The sequence below is a fragment of the Corynebacterium uberis genome, from assembly GCF_020616335.1.
Lineage (GTDB): Bacteria > Actinomycetota > Actinomycetes > Mycobacteriales > Mycobacteriaceae > Corynebacterium > Corynebacterium uberis.
In genome coordinates, this window is record NZ_CP085051.1 from 2118666 (window position 1) to 2134975 (window position 16310).

The window sequence follows — 16310 nt, forward strand, 5'->3', positions numbered from 1 at the left end:
TCCTAGTTGCGGGGCTTGCGCAGGACATAGCCCACACCGCGGACCGTATGGATGAGCGGCTGCTCGCCAGTATCCACTTTCCTCCGCAGATAAGAAATGTAGGATTCGACCACATTTCCGTCGCCCCCAAAATCATAATGCCACACGTTATCCAGGATCTTCGCCTTTGAAAGAACGACCTCAGCGTTGAGCATCAGGTAACGCAGCAGGTTAAATTCCGTGGGAGACAGGTCCACAAACTCGCCCGCTTTAGTCACCTCATGGGTGTCATCATTGAGCGTGAGATCCGCGTACACAATCGTGGCGTCATCGCGCTCTTCATGGAGCAAATGACCGCGACGCAAAATCACCCGCAGCCGCGTGATCACCTCCTCCAAGGAGAAGGGCTTAGTCACGTAGTCATCTGCGCCGATAGTCAGGCCGTGGATGCGGTTTTCCACCGCGTCCTTCGCCGTCAGGTACAGGACCGGGCCCTCCATCCCCTCGTCGCGCAGCCGCGGCAACAGCTCGAAGCCATCCATGCCCGGCATCATGACGTCCAGGATGAACGCGTCCGGATGGAACTCCCGCGCCACCTCCAGCGCCGACTCCCCATCGCCAGCCGAACGCACCTCAAAGCCCTGGAACTTCAGCCCTACGGTCAGCAGCTCAACGATGTTGGGCTCGTCATCGACCACCAGCACTTTGATGTCATTCGCCTTTTGATTCATAGTCGCCATTGCTACCACCTTCGGGTTGTGAAGTAATTACCCTCCAGTAAAGGCCTCTCCACTGCCGCGCCACTGCTAGGTCACTGAACGAAGTCTGAGAGTTACGTGGAGGCTCAGCTAGAACGAGAAAATGCTGCGAATCCAGTGCCACGCAGTAATGACCTTGGGGATCCACCGCGCGAAGAAGGATGTTGCCACAGCCAGGACGTCTCCAATCACCACGGAGCTTCCGATGGTTATAGTGGTCGGCTCAGTGGTCGGCTCAGTGGTCGGCTCAGTGGTCGGCTCAGTGGTCGGCTCAGTGGTCGGCTCAGTGGTCGGCTCAGTGGTCGGCTCAGTGGTCGGCTCAGTGGTCGGCTCAGTGGTCGGCTCAGTGGTCGGCTCAGTGGTCGGCTCAGTGGTCGGCTCAGTGGTCGGCTCAGTGGTCGGCTCAGTGGTCGGCTCAGTGGTCGGCTCAGTGGTCGGCTCAGTGGTCGGCTCAGTGGTCGGCTCAGTGGTCGGCTCAGTGGTCGGCTCAGTGGTCGGCTCAGTGGTCGGCTCAGTGGTCGGCTCAGTGGTCGGCTCAGTGGTCGGCTCAGTGGTCGGCTCAGTGGTCGGCTCAGTGGTCGGGGCTGCTTCGGGGGCAGTGGTCTTTTCTGTGGTCGCTTCCTTTTCAAATTCGACGGATACGGCGTCGATGAGGAAGTGGGTTTCTGGGAAGTCGCGGTTTTCGTCGACGTGGGCGATCCAGCGGTCGACACCCTGCTTTTCCACCATGGCGTTGAGGATGAGGCCCCAGGGGCGGGCCATGACGGCGTGGTGGGTGTCTTCGTTGAGGCCGCGGAATTCGGATGCGGGGATGGGGGCACCTTCGGTGGTGGCGTGGCCGAAGACGTTGGGGCCGGTGTTGTTGACGGGGTTGCCGTCGAGTGTGTAGGTGAGCACGCCGTCGACGTATTCGACTCCCCATTCGTGCCACTGGCCGATGAGGCTGTCGCCGTTGAGTGGCATTTGGCGGGTCACCATGGAGGGGCGTCCGTTCGCCCCGGAGCAGCCGAGGTGGGTGGCCGAGTATTGGGTGCCGGTCCGCGAGCTGTAGAGCTCGACGAGGTCGAGTTCGCCATATTCGGTGGGCGCATTCTTGGCGCACATCTTTTCGTCGTTTTGCATCCAGATGTTGTAGCGCACGCCGTCGACGACGGGGTCGGCTTCTACCTTGCCGCGCACGACGACACGGAAGTCGTCGCTGCCGGGGGCGTCGAAACGCGGGGCGTGGAGGCGTGCGGAGCTGTAGCGCGGCTGGGTGCCGGCGGGGCAGGGTGTCTCGGTGGCGTTGGCGTTGGTGGGTTGTTCGCTGCCTGCGACGCAGTGGCGGCGGGTGCGGATGTCTAGGACACCGTCGTGGATGCGCACGGCGTCGGGAGTTTCGGTGAGGCGGTCGTTGCGCCAGGAGGTCTGGTCGAAGACTTTCCAACCGTCGAGCTGGTCGTCGGTGGTGAAGTCATAGCTTGCGGCCTCGTCGCGCTGGAATTCGCGGGTTGCCACCGGCGCAAAAGCAGGCTTATCGACGCCCGCCCCGCTCACCGACGCCCACGCATCCGCCATGCCCGCAGGCTTTGCGGTGATCTCATCGATGACGAAGGTGCGCTCCGGGAACGCCTCGTCGGGGGCGGTGGGATGCGCCCACGCCGCGCTTTCTACGAGGGAATTCAGCGTCAGCGTCCAGTCATGGTCGAGGAACTGTGCCAGCCCTTCGGGCGTGGTGCCCAGGTCTGCGGCGGTGGCGTGGCCGAGGTCCGTGTTCGGCTGCCACGACTTGGCCGTAATCGGCTCCCCGTCAATGAAGTAGGCGATGCGCTGCGGGGACGTGCTCACCTTCCACTCGTGGGGGCTGCCCGCCAACGTTTCGGGGAAGTTGCGCTCCCGGGGTGCCCGGTTGGTGCCGTTGGTGCCTGCGGTGTTGCAGCCGAAGTGCGAATTGGACGGCGACCAGGTGGCGCGGTCCGGGTAGGAGAAGTACTCCACCAGGTCTAGCTCCGCGTACATGCCGTTGTTGGTGGGCTGCGAGCACGCCTTCTGGCCGTTTTGCATCCAGATCGACGAGCGCACGCCCGCCACATCGGCGGTGTTCATGGTGGCTGTGACGGAGACGTCGAAAGAGCCGCGGGCCAGCGGCGGGGTGACGATGCGCGCCGAGGAGAACTTTTCAAACTCCCCCGGCGCGCACGGCTCCTCGGAGGCGTTGGCGTCAGTGAGCACGCCGCGCGTGGCGTTGCCCTTGAGGGTGGATAGGTCAATGTCCTCGGCCAGGCAGTGCCGGCGCGTGGTGATGGTCAGCGCGCCGTCCTGGATGCGGATCGCCTCATCGGTAAGCAGCAGGTTCTTGTTGGCGTAATCCTGCTGGCGGAAGATGTTCCAGCCCTTGAGGTACTGGGAGACGTTTTCCCCCGTATAGGTTGTGCCTCCCGTATCAAAGCCCTCGTGGAACCCGGCGGGTGCGGCTACGGACACCGCCGGCAGGACCAGGACGGCGGCCAGCGCACAAGAAATGAGACGATGCAGTTTCACAGCTCACATCGTCTCATTTTTTAAGTGGGCTCACAATTTATTCCCAGGAAACGTCGTCGAGGTCTACCCCCTCCTGCGCGGCACGCCACTCCACCACGGCGCGCAGGAACGCGCGCTGCGATGCCGTACCCAGGGAGTCAGCCCACCGCTCATCATCCCCGCAGTACATCCGGGCCAGGCACACCTGCTTTGAAGGGCTCGCCTCGTAGAACTGCTCGATGAGGCCGCGGTGGCGATCCACCAGGGCGCTCGACTGCTCAGCCAGCTCGGCGATGTCCGCCTTGAGCTGATCCCACTGGGCCTTGACGGCCTGCCAATCGTCCGTTTTCATGCCCGCCGTACGCTGCTGGGATTGCTCCCACTCCGGGGTATCGCCCCAGCGGTCGTGGGCCTCTTCTTCAAAGTCCGGCCACGTCGAACCGAACAGCTCACATTTGTCTGCTGTAGACATGTCTTCCTCCTGCAATAGGGTGTCCACTGCCTCGATCATTCGAGACAGGTGACCGACCTGCTGTTGCAAGACGTCGCGCTGATGCAGCAGCTGCGCGCGGCGCGCGGAAGGGGAGGCGTCGGCAAGCAACTCGGCGATGGTTGCCAACGGCACCCCGGCGGCGCGATACGCGAGGATGCGCAACGCGCGATCCATGTCCGCATCCGTATACAAGCGGTAGTCGCCCATCGTGCGCCACTGCGGGACCAGCAATCCAATCTGGTCCCAATGGCGCAGCGTGCGCGGTGTAATGCCCAACGCCTGCGCGGCCTGTCCCACGGTGTAATCGGTCACAATGACCATCCTGCGGGTTGCCGCGGCGTCAAGGTCAAGCCCGCCCTAGAACTGGCTCGGGCTGGTAGGAATGTTGCGCAGGTTCGAGCGCGCCAGGTTGATCATGGAGCCCACGCCGCCACCGAAGACCGTGCGGGTGGCCGCCTTGGAAAAGCCCATGAGCATATCCCACGTGATGTTCGGCGGGATGGACAGCGCGTTGGGGTCAGTGACAATGTCCACGACGATCGGCCCCTGGTAGGCCAGCGCCTCCTTGATCCCGGCGCGCAGCTGCTTGGGATCCTCGATGCGAATCGACTTAATGCCCGCGGCCTCTGCGATCTTGGCAAAGTTCACGTGCTCATGATCCGTCTCATACTCCGGCATGCCCTGGACGAGCATCTCCAGCTTGACCATGCCCAGCGAGGAGTTATTGAACACAAAGCACTTGATGGGCAGGTCATGCAGCTTCATGGTCAGCAGCTCGCCCATGAGCATGCCCAGGCCGCCGTCGCCGGAGAACGTGATCACCTGTCGGTTCTTGTCCACGCACTGCGCGCCGATGGCCTGCGGCAGGGCGTTGGCCATGGTGCCGTGGCGGTAGGAGCCGATGTCTTGGCGCTTGCCGTTGGGGGTGAGGTAGCGCGCCGCCCACACGTTGCACATGCCGGTATCCACGGTGAAGATGGCGTCCTCAGCAGCCAGCTCGTCGATGAGGTCCGCGGCGTACTCCGGGTGGATGGGCAGATGCTTTTCCACGTTCTTGGCGTAGGCCTCCACCACGCCCTCGAGGAGCTTGGCGTGCTTGCGCAGCTGGCGGTCCAGGAAGGAGCGATCCTTCTTTTCCTCGACGTGCGGCAGGATCGTATCGATCACCGCGGCCGCATCGCCGATCACCGGGTACTTCACCTTGGTGCGGTGGCCAATCTTGGTGCCGTCCACGTCGATCTGCGCCACGTTGCCGGAGGGCAGGAAATCGTTGTACGGGAAGTCCGTGCCGATGAGGATGAGCAGGTCTGCCTCATGGGAGGCATCCCGGCACGCGCCGTAGCCCAGCAGGCCGGACATGCCCACGTCGAAGGGGTTGTCATACTGGATGTAGTGCTTGCCGCCGAAGGCGTGGCCGATGGGAGATTTGATCTTCTCCGCCAGGGCAAGAACCTGCTCGCGCGCATCCTTGACACCCGCGCCCACAAAGAGCGTCACCGACTTCGCCTTATTGATCGCCTCCGTCAGGCGCGCCGCCTCACCGGCATCCGGGTAGAGCAGCGGGCGCCCGGTGGTAAACGTCGACTCGATGAAGGTGTCATCCTCCACCTCCTGGGTGGCAATATCGCCCGGGATGACCAGGACGGACACACCGTGGCCCGAGAGCGTGGACTGGATCGCGTGGTGGGTAATCACCGCACCCTGCTCGCCGGAGTTAACCATCTCGCAGTAGCCGGAGCACTCCTGGAAGATCATCTCCGGGTGCGTCTCCTGGAAGTACTGGGAGCCAATCTGGCGGGAGGGGATGTGGCTGGCCAGCGCCAGGACCTTCGCGCCGTTGCGGTGCGCGTCATACAGGCCCTGGATCAGGTGGGTGTTGCCCGGGCCGCAGGACGCCGCGCACACCGCCAGCTCCCCGGTAACCAAGGATTCTGCGCCGGCGGCGAAGGCGGCGGCTTCCTCGTTGCGGACGTGGATCCATTCCAGGGAGGAGGAACGCACGGCGTCGACGATGGGGTTGAGCGAGTCTCCCACGACGCCGTAGATCCGTTTCACTCCCAGTTTCTCCAGACTCTCCACGAGCATCTGGGCGTAGGTGTGTGCCAATGTCCCTCCTATGGGTCGGCTTCCAACATTTTGTTTCTGCTTCAAGTATGGACCGCTGCGGCACGGAATTCCAGGTCCCAGCCTATGAGTTTCGCTTCCCCCCGCACGCACATGTGACCCAGGAGGCAGTTTTTTCCCTCGCCCGAGCCAATGAGTACCGTCGACACCATGCCTCACCGCCGGTGGATCTTCCTCGCAGTCATCTCCACGGGACTCTTCCTCCTCGGGGTGGACAACTCCATCCTCTTTACCGCGCTGCCCCAACTCCAAGAACTCCTCGGGGCCACCGACCTGCAAGCGCTGTGGATCATCAACGCCTACCCGCTGGTCATGTCCGGACTGCTGCTCGGCACCGGCACGCTGGGCGATCGCATTGGGCACCGCCGCATGTTCCTCATCGGCCTGGCGCTGTTTACCAGCGGCTCACTGTGCTCCGGGCTCGCCCCCGGACCCTGGTGGCTCGTCGCCGCCCGGGCACTGCTGGGCTTCGGGGCGGCCACCATGATGCCCGCCACCCTGGCGCTGATCCGGCACACCTTCTCCCGGCCCCGCGAGCTCAACATCGCCATCGGGCTGTGGGGCGCTGTGGCCATGGTCGGCTCCGCGATGGGGCCCGTCATCGGCGGGGCGCTACTGGAGCACTTCTGGTGGGGCTCAGTGTTCCTGATCAACGTGCCCGTGGGCATTCTCGCCTTGGCGCTTACCCCCCTGGTCGCGCCACCCAACGTCGCCGACCCCACCCGGCGCTGGGACATCCATAGCTCCGCGCTCGCCCTGGTCTTCTTGGTGGCCATGGTGCTGGCCATCAAGATTCACCAGCCCCGCGTGCTGCTGCCACTCCTGGTGCTCGCCGTCGTGACCGGCTGGGCCTTCGGGCGGCGCCAACACCGGCTTGCCGAACCGCTGCTCGAACTCGCGATCTTTAAAAACCCCGTGTTCAGCGGCGGGGTGCTTGCGGCCGCCGCCGCCTGCTTCATCTCCGCGGGCATGGAATTCATGACCACCCAACGCCTCCAGCTTGCACTGGGCATGACCCCCCTGGAAGCAGGACTGACCGTCACCGTCGCCGCCGCGGCCGCCATGCCCATGTCCGTCCTCGGCGGGGCGATCCTGCACCGCACCGGCTTTGTGCCACTGATCAGCGGCGGATTCCTCCTGTGCGCCGTCGGCTGCGCGGTCACGGTCCTGGCCGTCCTCGGCGGCGGGCACGGGGTGCTGCTCATCGGCCTGGCGTTCATCGGCGCCGGGTGCGGGGCGGTCATGAGCGTCTCCTCGACCGCCATCGTCGGGTCCGCCCCCCTCAACCGCGCGGGCATGGCCTCCGGCGTGGAGGAAGTCTCCTACGAGTTCGGGCACCTCCTCGCCGTGGCCATCCTGGGCACCACCTGGGCACAAATATCGCCTTACGACGCCGCCTACCTCGCCGCGATCGGCATCCTCACCGCCGTGGCGGTGGCTAGCGCAGCCGTGACGGCGCGGTGCCTGCGGGCCTGATCCACAGCGCACCCGAACCATCGCCACTGACCGCCAGCGGCCAGTCATAGACCTCGCTCAAAATCTCCTCCGTGCACACCTGCTCCGGGCTGCCCTGCGCCACCACCGCCCCATGATGCAGCAGCACCAAGCGGTCACAAAAACGCGCCGCCGCCCCAAGATCATGGAGCACCACCACCACGCCCGCACCCTCCTGGGCCAGCCGACGCGCCAGATGCAACGTCAACTCCTGGTACCGGATATCCATCGCCGCCGTCGGCTCATCCAACAGCACACACCGGGCATGCTGCGCCACCACACGCGCCAACGCCACCCGCGCCCGCTCCCCGCCAGACAACGTGGTCACCTGACGATCCGCCATATGCGCCACGTGCGCAGCCTCCAACGCCGCATCCACCGCCGCGTCACTCGCCTCATCCCGCGCCCACGCATGCCGCCCCATAGCCACCACGTCACGCACGTGATAGGCATACGCCACCGACGAATCCTGGAGCATCACCGCCCGCTGCCGGGCCGCCTCCCGCGACGACCACTGCGCATACGGCTTACCCTGCAACACCACCGTGCCCGAATCCGGATCCACGTCACCGGCCAGCGCGGCCAGAAGCGTCGACTTGCCCGCGCCATTCGGGCCGATGAGCCCCACCACCTCGCCCGGGGACACATCCACAGACACACCCCGCAGAATGTGATTGCCCGCGATGGTCACATGGACGTCGCTGGCCTGCAGGACCGGGTTCATCGCATGCTCCTTCGCAGCAGAATAAAGAACGTGGGGCCGCCAACCAACGCCGTAAACACGCCGATGGGCAGATCCGCATACGGGATAGCCACCCGCGCCGCCAGGTCCGAGGCCGTCACCAGGACCGCCCCACCCAACGCAGACATGGGCACCAGCCACGTATTCGACGGGCCCATCGCCTGGCGCAAAATGTGCGGCACAATCAGGCCCACAAACCCGATGATCCCGGCAAAAGACACCGCCGCCGCAGCCAATGCCGTAGACAACCCGATGATGGCCACGCGCAAGAACGCCACGTTAACCCCCGCGTGCTCGGCGGCGCGCTCTCCCAGCGCCAGCACATCCAACTGCCGGGAGATCACACACGCCGCAATGAGGCACACCACCACCGGCACCGCCGCCGTGAGCACCTGCGGCCACAGCGCACCGTTGAGGGAGCCCATCTGCCAAAAGATGATCTGATCCCGCGCGGTCGTGGGCGCCAGGAAAATGAGAATGGAGATCATCGCACCGGCCACCGCGTTGACGGCAATGCCCGTCAAGATCAGCGAAATGACCCGCACCTTCCCCCCGATGGACGCCAACCGATACACCGCAACCGAGGTGCCAATACCCGCCACAAAGGCCAGGATCGGGATGGTGGCCAGGCCCAAGAAATGCAGGCCGAAGACGATCCCCACGGCCGCGCCGACGCCCGCGCCGGAGGTCACGCCGATCACGGACGGCTCCGCCAGCGGGTTACCAAAAAGGCCCTGCAACAAGGTGCCGGCGACGGCTAGCGCCGCACCCACAATGATGCCGAGCACGATGCGCGGCAGGCGGATCTGCCACAGCACACTACCGTTGAGATCCGTGGAGGGGCCGGCGACGAGGGCGTCGATAAGCTGGCCCAACGGGATGACAAACTGGCCCAACGCGAGGTTCGCCAGCAGGGACACCACCAGCGCGACCAGCAGGACAATCAGCGTGACCCGTCGCGCCATTAACTCGCGTCACCCACATACACGGCGCGCGCCGCCCGGACCAGGGACAATCCGGACTGCGGGCCCATGGAGATGGCCTCCGAGTCCGGCAACGCCACCACGCGGCGATTCTTCCCCGCGGTCGTCTGGGCCACACCGGGGCGGGCCAGCAGGCCCTCAATGCCACCCGTGGACTCCAAGCCCTTGGTCATCACCAGGATCACGTCCGGGTTGAGCTGGGCCAACGCCTCCGCGTTCGCCGGCTTGACGTCATTGATGCCCGCCTCCGCTGCGGCATCCACGCCGCCGAGGGCCGCAATCGTGTCATCTGCGCCCGAACCGCGACCCAAGATGAAGAACACGCCGCCGTTGCCGCGCACGTACAAAAACGCCATGCGCAGCCGCTTATCGCCGGTCGGCGCCAGGTTGGTCACCTGCTCGGCGGCCTGCTGCATCTGCTCGCGGGAGCGCTTACCTAGGGTCTTGCCTTCCTCGCGCAGACCCAGCGCCGCGGCGACGAGCGTGACGTCATCTTCTATCGAGTCCTGGTTGCGGTGCGGATCGAGCACCGCAACCGCAACGCCGGCGTCGCGGATCTGGGAGATCGCCTCCGGCGGCCCCACCGAGTCATCGACCAACACCACCGTCGGGCGCAGCGCAAGCACCGCCTCCGCGTTGATGTTGTGGCCGCCCTCCGTCACCACGGGGCGATCTGCGATAACCGGCTCCTCCGAGGAGATGGACCGGCCCACAATATTCGACGCCAGCCCCAAGCCTTCTACCGTGCGCGACAGGGTTCCATACAGATCCAGCGCGAGGATGCGGGAGACATCCGTGACCTCAACCTCACGGCCAGAGGCATCCGTGAAGCGGGAGGGCAACTGGGGCGTGGGATTGTCCGCCACCGGCTCAATATCGCCCACCGGAGCGGCGGTGCTCAGGCCCGTCAACGTCGCCGGGTCCGGGGCGTCCGCCCGGGCCGGCAGCGCCTCTACCTGGGTGGTGTCCTGCTCGGAGGGGTGGGACGAGGTGCCCACCCCGCAACCGGCCAGGCCTAGGCCCAGGGTTATGGCAACGGCGGCCGCGCTGGCGCGGAGAAGGCTGCGACGCATCATTCGGGCTGCGCCCCCTGCTGGCGACGCCGGCCGGTGGCCAGCCACGTAATCAGACCGCCGGCGGCGATGATCAGCAGCGCCAGGGCCACCGGGGTGGCCGGGTTCTGTGCGAAGGCCATGGCCACGGAGGTGTTTTCCACAGCGGGCTCATCAAGCAGGCTGGTCCGGGAGCCGGTGCGGCTGCCGTCCTCGCCCGGCGCCTGGGTCTCTTCGCCGTCCTTGCCAAAGGAGGCAAGATCCTCCGGGGAGAGCTTGTCCTTGTCCCCATCCTTGCCCTTGATGGCCTTCGGGCCGGAGGGCGCGGAGATGCGCGCGGTGTTGGTGTTGGATCCCATGATGGCCGCGCAGTCGCCGGAGCCAGACAGCGCAGCCTTGAAGCTCACCGGCGACAAGGCGGTACCCGGCTCGTAGAAGTTGCCCAACGCGGCGGCACCCTGCTGGGTCAGCGACGCCGAGGCGGAGCCGTCCAGCACGCTGCCGTCCAGGCTGGCGCGCAGCGACAGGTCCGCCAGCGGGATGCGGCCGTAGCTGGCCGGGTTGCCGTTGGTGTCATTGGACTGCACGTCCGCGGTGAGGACACCCGCGGCACCGTTGAAGGTGATCTCCGGGTTAGCGATGGTGGTGTTGAGCACCCCATCGTGGCCGTAGAACGTCACGGCACCCGAGTACTTCACCGAACCACGGTTCGCGGCAGTATCCACCGCGCCCTGGTTACCGGAGAAGATGAACGCCCCGCCGGCTTCCGTCACATTGTCCAGCTTCCAGCCGCCCTTGGCGATGGGCCCGCGGATGTAGGTGCGGAAGGAATCCTTCACGCCCCAGCCCATGCGGGCATCGCTGACCGACTTGGTCGTCGAGGCATCACACGTCCCGGTGGTGGCTGTGGTGGCGGCCGGCTGTTGCGCCCCGGGCTGAGCGCCCTGCTGCGGCTGGCGCGGCTGGTTGAGGTTGACCATCCCCAGCGGCGGCTTGGTCAAATCCTGCTCAGGCTGGGTCTGCGGCTGGGTTTGCTGCGGCGACGTCTGCTGGGGCTTGTTGTGCTGCGGCGTGTTCTGCTGGGACGCGCAGTTGCCTCCGATGACCAGGTGCAGCGGATCCGCCTGGTTGTTGCCCTCCCCGTAGTTGCCACCAAAGGCCCGGTTGCCCTCCGCGGTGATCACGCCCGGTCCGCTCAGGGTGGCAGGACCGGAGGTGTACGGGGCGTCCAGGGTGAAGGTGGCGATGGCCGCCTGCGTGCCGGTCTCCTGCCCGGTGACGGTGGCGCCCTTGTTAAAGCTGCTCACCGTGTTGGACTCGAAGTCCGCCACGAAGGACGCCTGGTTGCCGTGAACCTGGATGCTCATGTTGCTCAGGTGGATCTTCAGCAGGCCGAGGTGGCCGGTGAAGGTGATCTCCCCGCGCAGCGGGATGGTGGCGCCGTCGCCGGTAGGAGTCGCCCCCTGCGGGGCGGTGAAGTCAAACGTGGAGTCCGGGCCGCCGGGCTCGCCGCTGAAGCCCACGCCGGACAGCTCCCACTTGCCGTTGGCGATGGGCCCGGTGAGGTAGCGGCGGAAGGACTGCTTGATGCCCCAGCCCGCGGTGACGGAGTTGGCCTCGGCGCATTCCTGCGGCTGCGGGGTAGCAGCGGCTGGTGCGGGTGCCGGAGTGGGCGTGGCGGCAGGAGTCTCGGTGGCGGCGGGGGCGGCGGGCGTGGCGATGGGGGCGGCGTCGATAGTCCCGCACGAGGACGCGGGGGTGGTGGCCAGGTTGATGGTCACCGGGTCAGCGTCATTGTTGCCCTCCCCGTAGTTGCCGCCCATGGCCTGGTTGGCGTCCTCGGTGAGCACGGCGGTGCCGGTGAGGGTGGCGTTGCCGGACGCGTCGGTGGCTGCGGGCAGGGTGTTGTCCAGGGTGAAGGTGGCGATGGGCACCTGGCCGTCCCCGTCGCCGCCCTTAAAGATGCTGGACAGTTCCGCGACAGCGCCGCCGCGCCCGAAGCTGCCGACGAGCTGGCCCTTATCGCCCCGAATCTGCAGGACCAGGTCCCGCATGGTCACGTCAAGTAGACCAAAGTGCCCAGTGAAGTGAACAGACCCGTTAAGCGGAATATCAGCATTCTCACCGTCAATGGTGGCACCCGCGGGGTCAGCGGTGAAGTGGAAAGCGCCTTGGCCGCCCGGGTCACCGTTGTAGTCCACGCCGTTCAGGTCCCACCCGCCGCGCGCGATGGGGCCGGTGAGGTAGTGGCGGAAGGATTGCTTCAGGCCCCAATCAACGCTTCCAGAGGTCAGCTGCCTGCACTGCTGGGGCGCGGCCTCCGCGATGGGTGCCGCGGTCGCCGGGCTCAGCACGGGAGCAACAACAAGCGGCAAGCCTGCGATAACAAGTGCCGCCGCGAAGCGGCGAGCGGTAGTCAGGTGAGTCATGTCCTTTAAGGGATCCTCTGCGCGATGGTGATGACTGATTGATAACGTAACGGAACCTGAACACAAATCCCGCCCAATTCTTAGGTCATGCTACGCCTTCGATGACAACAAAGCCACGCCTGCGTCCAAAGGTTCCCCCCGGAAGAGGTGGTTCATGGGGCGTGTTTGTGCCCGGGCCGGCACACGTCGCCGCGTAATTTGGTGCTATTGGCTTCAACCAGACCAAATACCGTAATTCCCTTTCATTATGCCCCTGAAAGTTTCCTGATGAGGTCCCAACCGTGACCCTACGCTCCGCCTCTTTTACTCACCGCCACGCCAGCGCCCGCGTGATGAGTGGCCCCGCCGTGGCCTTTGCCACCCTCGTGGGGGCCCTCAACGCGTTGCTGTGGCACGGCCACCAGTATCCGGACGATTGGGCGTCACTGTGGATCGGCGGAATGCTGGTGCGCGACGGCCGCACGGACTGGCTCTACGACGTGTGGGAGGGGGACTTCGCCCGCTGGACGGAGCGCGTGTGGGATGCCTACGTGGTGGGCAACCCGGATTTCACTTTCCCGCACCCCTACTTGCACATCCCCGTGGTGGCGTGGGCGGTGGCCGGCCTGCAGTCCTTCATGAGCTACCAGTTTTCCGTCCTGGCGCTGACCTTTGCCCAGGGCTTTTGCCTGGTGGTGCTGGTCGCGTCGGCGTGGCGGCTGTGGTTCCGGCGGGTGGCGCCCCTGCCGCAGCTCGCGGGCGCGACGGTGGCGGTGTGGCTGACTGCGGCTTTCCAGTTTTCTTCCCACATCGGCCAAACCACGCCACTGATCCTGGCGGGCGTGGCCTACGGCATGGCGGCTGCTTATCGACGCCCCCTCGTCGCCGGAGTCATCCTGGGCATCGTGGGAGCCATCAAGCTGACTCCGTTGGTTCTGGTGGTGGTGCTGGCCATCTCTGCACGCACGCGCCTGACCGCGCTGGTGACTGCCCTCACGGCGGTGGCGATGGCCGGGGTGTCCTGGCTGCTGGCCGGCAGCGCGGTGATGCGCACCTGGATTGATACGCTGCGCTGGCTTTCTGGGGCGGGTATCGTCGAGCCGGTTAATCAGGCTTTTACCTCTGTTTTTTTGGAGCCGGGAATCGTGCGTAACAAGGACCAGCTGGTTCCGATAGTCACTGATATGGACCCGTGGATGTCTCTTGTTCCGCAACTCGTAGCCGTGGTGTTGGGCCTCGGCGTGGTTGCCGCAGCGTGGCGCAACCCGCTGCGCGCCCCGGAAATTTTAGGCGTGGGATTATTCTGCGTGGCCACCCTGACCGCGGACATTCTATGGACGCACTACCTCATCGTCGCCGTGTTGCCCACCGTGGGAATCCTCGCCTTGTGCTGGCGCCGCCACCGCACGGTGGTGTGGTCTGTACTGGCCGCCGCGTGGGTGGCCCTCTACCCGCCGATGGCGCAGTATACGGGCGTTGCCCCCGGGGACTTTTTTGTTGTCTGGGGCGGGCTGGCGTCATTGAGCGCCATCTGCGTGCTGTTTGTTGTTGTGGCATTCATTGGCCCGGAACCGCGCAGGAGGGCCCGTGTCTAAGCAAAGATCTGCGCGCCGGATCCTCTCCCCCGCCATCCTCGTGTGGGCGGTACTCGCCGGGGTACTCAACGCCGTGGTGTGGCACGGCCACCAACAAACCGACGATTGGTCCTCCCTGTGGATCGCCGGGCTGATCGCCCACGGCGGCGATAGCGCCTCGCTCTACGAGATTGATCTGGTTGACTTCGCCCGCTGGTCCGGGCCCGTGTGGGAGCGCTATACCGCCATGGTTGACGGCGCGACCCCGCACCCGTTTATCCACCTGCCCATCGTGGCCTACGCGCTGGGTGCGCTGTCTACGGTGATGACCTACCCAGTATCCGTGACGGTGCTGACCTTCCTTCAGGGCTTTTGCCTGGTGGTTCTGGTTGCCTCCGCGTATTTCCTGTGGTGGCGGCGCACCGCAGCGCCCTCGCTGGTGGTGCCGTTGAGCCTGGCGGTGTGGCTCAGCCCGGCGGCCCAGATGTCCTCCCACATCGGGCAGACAAGCCCGCTGATTTTTGCCGGCATCACGTATGGCCTTGCCGCCGCGCGCATTCGCCCGGGCCTGGCCGGCATCATCCTGGGGATCGTTGGGGCGATCAAGCTGACCCCCCTGGCACTGTTGCTGCCGTTGGTGCTGTATCCCAGTACGAGGCGCGCGGCGGCGTGGATGGGGGCGTCGGCAAGCGCCATGTTTGTGGGCTCCCTGGCGGGCGGGCTCGGCGTGATTGCTGAGTGGGCGCGCACGGTGCGATGGATCGGCTCATCGGCGGTCGTGGACTCGGTGAACCAGGCGTTTTCCGCGGTGGTGCTGCTGCATACGCGCGAGCTTCCCCAGGGGGTGTTCGCCCCGATCCTGCGCGACATTCCGCTGTGGGTGGAGTGGACGCCCAAGCTCATCGCGGTACTGCTGGGAATTGGTCTGTGCTGGGCGGCGTGGCTGCGGCCGCGCTATGGGTTTGAGATTTTGAGCATCGGCGGGCTGGCCGTAGCCACGCTGGCCTCCAACATCTTGTGGACGCACTACATGCTCATCGCTGTTCCCATCATCGCTGGTCTGGTGGCATTGACGCGCCCGTGGACCCAACCGATTTATCGGGTCATCGCGGTACTTTCCGCGCTGTGCGTGGTGGCGTTCTACCCGCCGTTGGCCCCCTCGGTGGGCTTTACTGGCAATGGTTTTACGGTCATTTGGTCCAGCATGGTCGGACTGCTAGTGATCACGGTTTTGCTCATCTGCGGCGGATTGGCAGGTCCGCCCAAGGTCAGCGGGGGTAAACACCGAGTCAGCCGCTAGCTTTTACATGCGCCTCACAGATATGATCTTTGATCGTGTCTACCCGGAAATCCCAGCTCAAGAAGATCTTTGCCTGGATCAGCGCCGGATTCGGCGCGCTCATCATACTCGCCGCACTGAGCAGCCTCAGCTCAGGTGTCCGCGAAGCCTTTGCCATGGTGCTCGTGGGACTCGCCATCGGGCTACCTGGCGCCTGGTGGCTCTACTGCGAACGCCGCGACGCGAAATTCCGCGCCGAGGCCGCCGACCGGGAGCAAACCTACAGTTTGCTTACCGACGCCGATCGCTCCCTCCTCGGCGAGCCCGCCCCCGCCGAGCACATCGACCGGCGCTGGAACCGCATCCGCGTCGCCGCCATCGCCTTCCTCATCGCCGGCCTCATCGCGCAGCCGTCCCAGGGCTCAACAACCAGCGAAACTGAAGACCCCGCGCCGAGCACCACCGCCGTTACCACCGAGGCCACGACGGAAGCCACAACCGAATCCACCACCGAAGAAGCCACCGAAACGACTCCCGAAGAGACAACCGAGGCAACCCCAGAACCCAACCCCATCGCCGAGGAAAACGAACCCGAAGACCAGCCCGCAGAACCACCCGCCCAAGAACCCGAAGCCAACCCGACCCTCGGAGAAGTTCAGCCCGCGGGCGTGAATAACTTCATCGCGCCTGCCCCCGCACCTGCACCTGCTCCCGCTCCCGCGAAGGTGTATTACAGCAACTGCGCGGAGGCACGCGCAGCCGGGGCCGCACCGATGTATGCGGGCGAACCCGGGTACCGGGCTGGCTTGGACAGGGATAAGGACGGGGTGGCCTGCGAGTAGAACAGCTGTCCATAGTTCGATGGGCTGTCCTTTACGAAGTAGAGCAGCATCCACACTCCCTGAACTGAGATGAGGAGCGCGTC

Annotated in this window: 12 protein-coding genes; 4 read left to right on the forward strand and 8 right to left on the reverse strand. The window is 65.4% G+C overall.

Annotated elements, in window-relative coordinates; all coding sequences use genetic code 11:
* Nucleotides 1–2 precede the first annotated feature (2 nt).
* The 4 genes from LH390_RS09685 to LH390_RS09700 form a co-directional block, all read right to left on the reverse strand.
* Nucleotides 3–710 carry a response regulator transcription factor gene (locus tag LH390_RS09685; RefSeq protein WP_428845114.1) on the reverse strand — a complete coding sequence of 236 codons (708 nt, stop codon included), beginning with the start codon at nucleotides 708–710 and terminating at the stop codon, nucleotides 3–5.
* Between the two features lie 117 nt (nucleotides 711–827).
* Entirely contained in the window at nucleotides 828–3257 is a 2430-nt protein-coding gene (locus LH390_RS09690; protein ID WP_227337368.1) for a LamG domain-containing protein, read from the reverse strand.
* 37 nt (nucleotides 3258–3294) lie between these two features.
* Entirely contained in the window at nucleotides 3295–4041 is a 747-nt protein-coding gene (locus tag LH390_RS09695) for a MerR family transcriptional regulator (RefSeq protein WP_428845002.1), read from the reverse strand.
* Between the two features lie 45 nt (nucleotides 4042–4086).
* On the reverse strand, nucleotides 4087–5835 hold the full coding sequence (locus tag LH390_RS09700; RefSeq protein WP_227281521.1) for a pyruvate dehydrogenase: 1749 nt from the start codon (nucleotides 5833–5835) through the stop codon (nucleotides 4087–4089).
* Between the two features lie 168 nt (nucleotides 5836–6003).
* Between LH390_RS09700 and LH390_RS09705 the strand changes: the two genes are divergently transcribed.
* Complete coding sequence (locus LH390_RS09705; RefSeq protein ID WP_227288214.1) at nucleotides 6004–7329, forward strand: MFS transporter; 1326 nt, start codon at nucleotides 6004–6006, stop codon at nucleotides 7327–7329.
* On the opposite strand, the gene LH390_RS09710 is transcribed toward LH390_RS09705, so the two are convergent.
* The 4 genes from LH390_RS09710 to LH390_RS09725 are packed head-to-tail and all read right to left on the reverse strand — an operon-like array spanning nucleotide 7292 to nucleotide 12553.
* On the reverse strand, nucleotides 7292–8071 hold the full coding sequence (locus tag LH390_RS09710; protein ID WP_227281519.1) for a heme ABC transporter ATP-binding protein: 780 nt from the start codon (nucleotides 8069–8071) through the stop codon (nucleotides 7292–7294). The two genes, LH390_RS09705 and LH390_RS09710, sit on opposite strands and share 38 nt — an antisense overlap.
* Nucleotides 8068–9054, reverse strand: coding sequence for a FecCD family ABC transporter permease (locus tag LH390_RS09715; RefSeq protein ID WP_227281518.1), 987 nt, complete (start codon nucleotides 9052–9054; stop codon nucleotides 8068–8070). Before LH390_RS09715 ends, LH390_RS09710 begins: the two co-directional genes overlap by 4 nt.
* Entirely contained in the window at nucleotides 9054–10145 is a 1092-nt protein-coding gene (locus tag LH390_RS09720; RefSeq protein ID WP_399524853.1) for a heme/hemin ABC transporter substrate-binding protein, read from the reverse strand. Before LH390_RS09720 ends, LH390_RS09715 begins: the two co-directional genes overlap by 1 nt.
* Complete coding sequence (locus LH390_RS09725; protein WP_227281516.1) at nucleotides 10145–12553, reverse strand: HtaA domain-containing protein; 2409 nt, start codon at nucleotides 12551–12553, stop codon at nucleotides 10145–10147. Before LH390_RS09725 ends, LH390_RS09720 begins: the two co-directional genes overlap by 1 nt.
* A 281-nt stretch (nucleotides 12554–12834) precedes the next feature.
* On the opposite strand from LH390_RS09725, the gene LH390_RS09730 reads away from it, so the two are divergent.
* From LH390_RS09730 to LH390_RS09740, 3 genes are read left to right on the forward strand one after another with little or no spacing between them, the layout of a single operon-like run.
* The gene (locus tag LH390_RS09730) at nucleotides 12835–14127 is read left to right on the forward strand and encodes a glycosyltransferase family 87 protein (protein ID WP_227281515.1); all 1293 of its coding nucleotides are present in this window, start codon (nucleotides 12835–12837) and stop codon (nucleotides 14125–14127) included.
* Nucleotides 14120–15406, forward strand: a complete 1287-nt coding sequence (locus LH390_RS09735) for a glycosyltransferase 87 family protein (RefSeq protein WP_227281514.1) — start codon at nucleotides 14120–14122, stop codon at nucleotides 15404–15406. The genes LH390_RS09730 and LH390_RS09735 overlap by 8 nt, the downstream gene beginning before the upstream one ends.
* 35 nt (nucleotides 15407–15441) lie before the next feature.
* Nucleotides 15442–16227, forward strand: coding sequence for an excalibur calcium-binding domain-containing protein (locus tag LH390_RS09740; RefSeq protein ID WP_227281513.1), 786 nt, complete (start codon nucleotides 15442–15444; stop codon nucleotides 16225–16227).
* Nucleotides 16228–16310 lie beyond the last annotated feature (83 nt).

What these genes read in the sequence shown, in the direction of transcription:
- LH390_RS09725 (WP_227281516.1), bottom strand. Translation starts at nt 12,553, where the DNA reads ATGACTCACCTGACTACCGCTCGCCGCTTCGCGGCGGCACTTGTTATC.
- LH390_RS09710 (WP_227281519.1), bottom strand. Translation starts at nt 8,071, where the DNA reads ATGAACCCGGTCCTGCAGGCCAGCGACGTCCATGTGACCATCGCGGGC.
- LH390_RS09685 (WP_428845114.1), bottom strand. Translation starts at nt 710, where the DNA reads ATGAATCAAAAGGCGAATGACATCAAAGTGCTGGTGGTCGATGACGAG.
- LH390_RS09715 (WP_227281518.1), bottom strand. Translation starts at nt 9,054, where the DNA reads ATGGCGCGACGGGTCACGCTGATTGTCCTGCTGGTCGCGCTGGTGGTG.
- LH390_RS09705 (WP_227288214.1), top strand. Translation starts at nt 6,004, where the DNA reads ATGCCTCACCGCCGGTGGATCTTCCTCGCAGTCATCTCCACGGGACTC.
- LH390_RS09720 (WP_399524853.1), bottom strand. Translation starts at nt 10,145, where the DNA reads ATGCGTCGCAGCCTTCTCCGCGCCAGCGCGGCCGCCGTTGCCATAACC.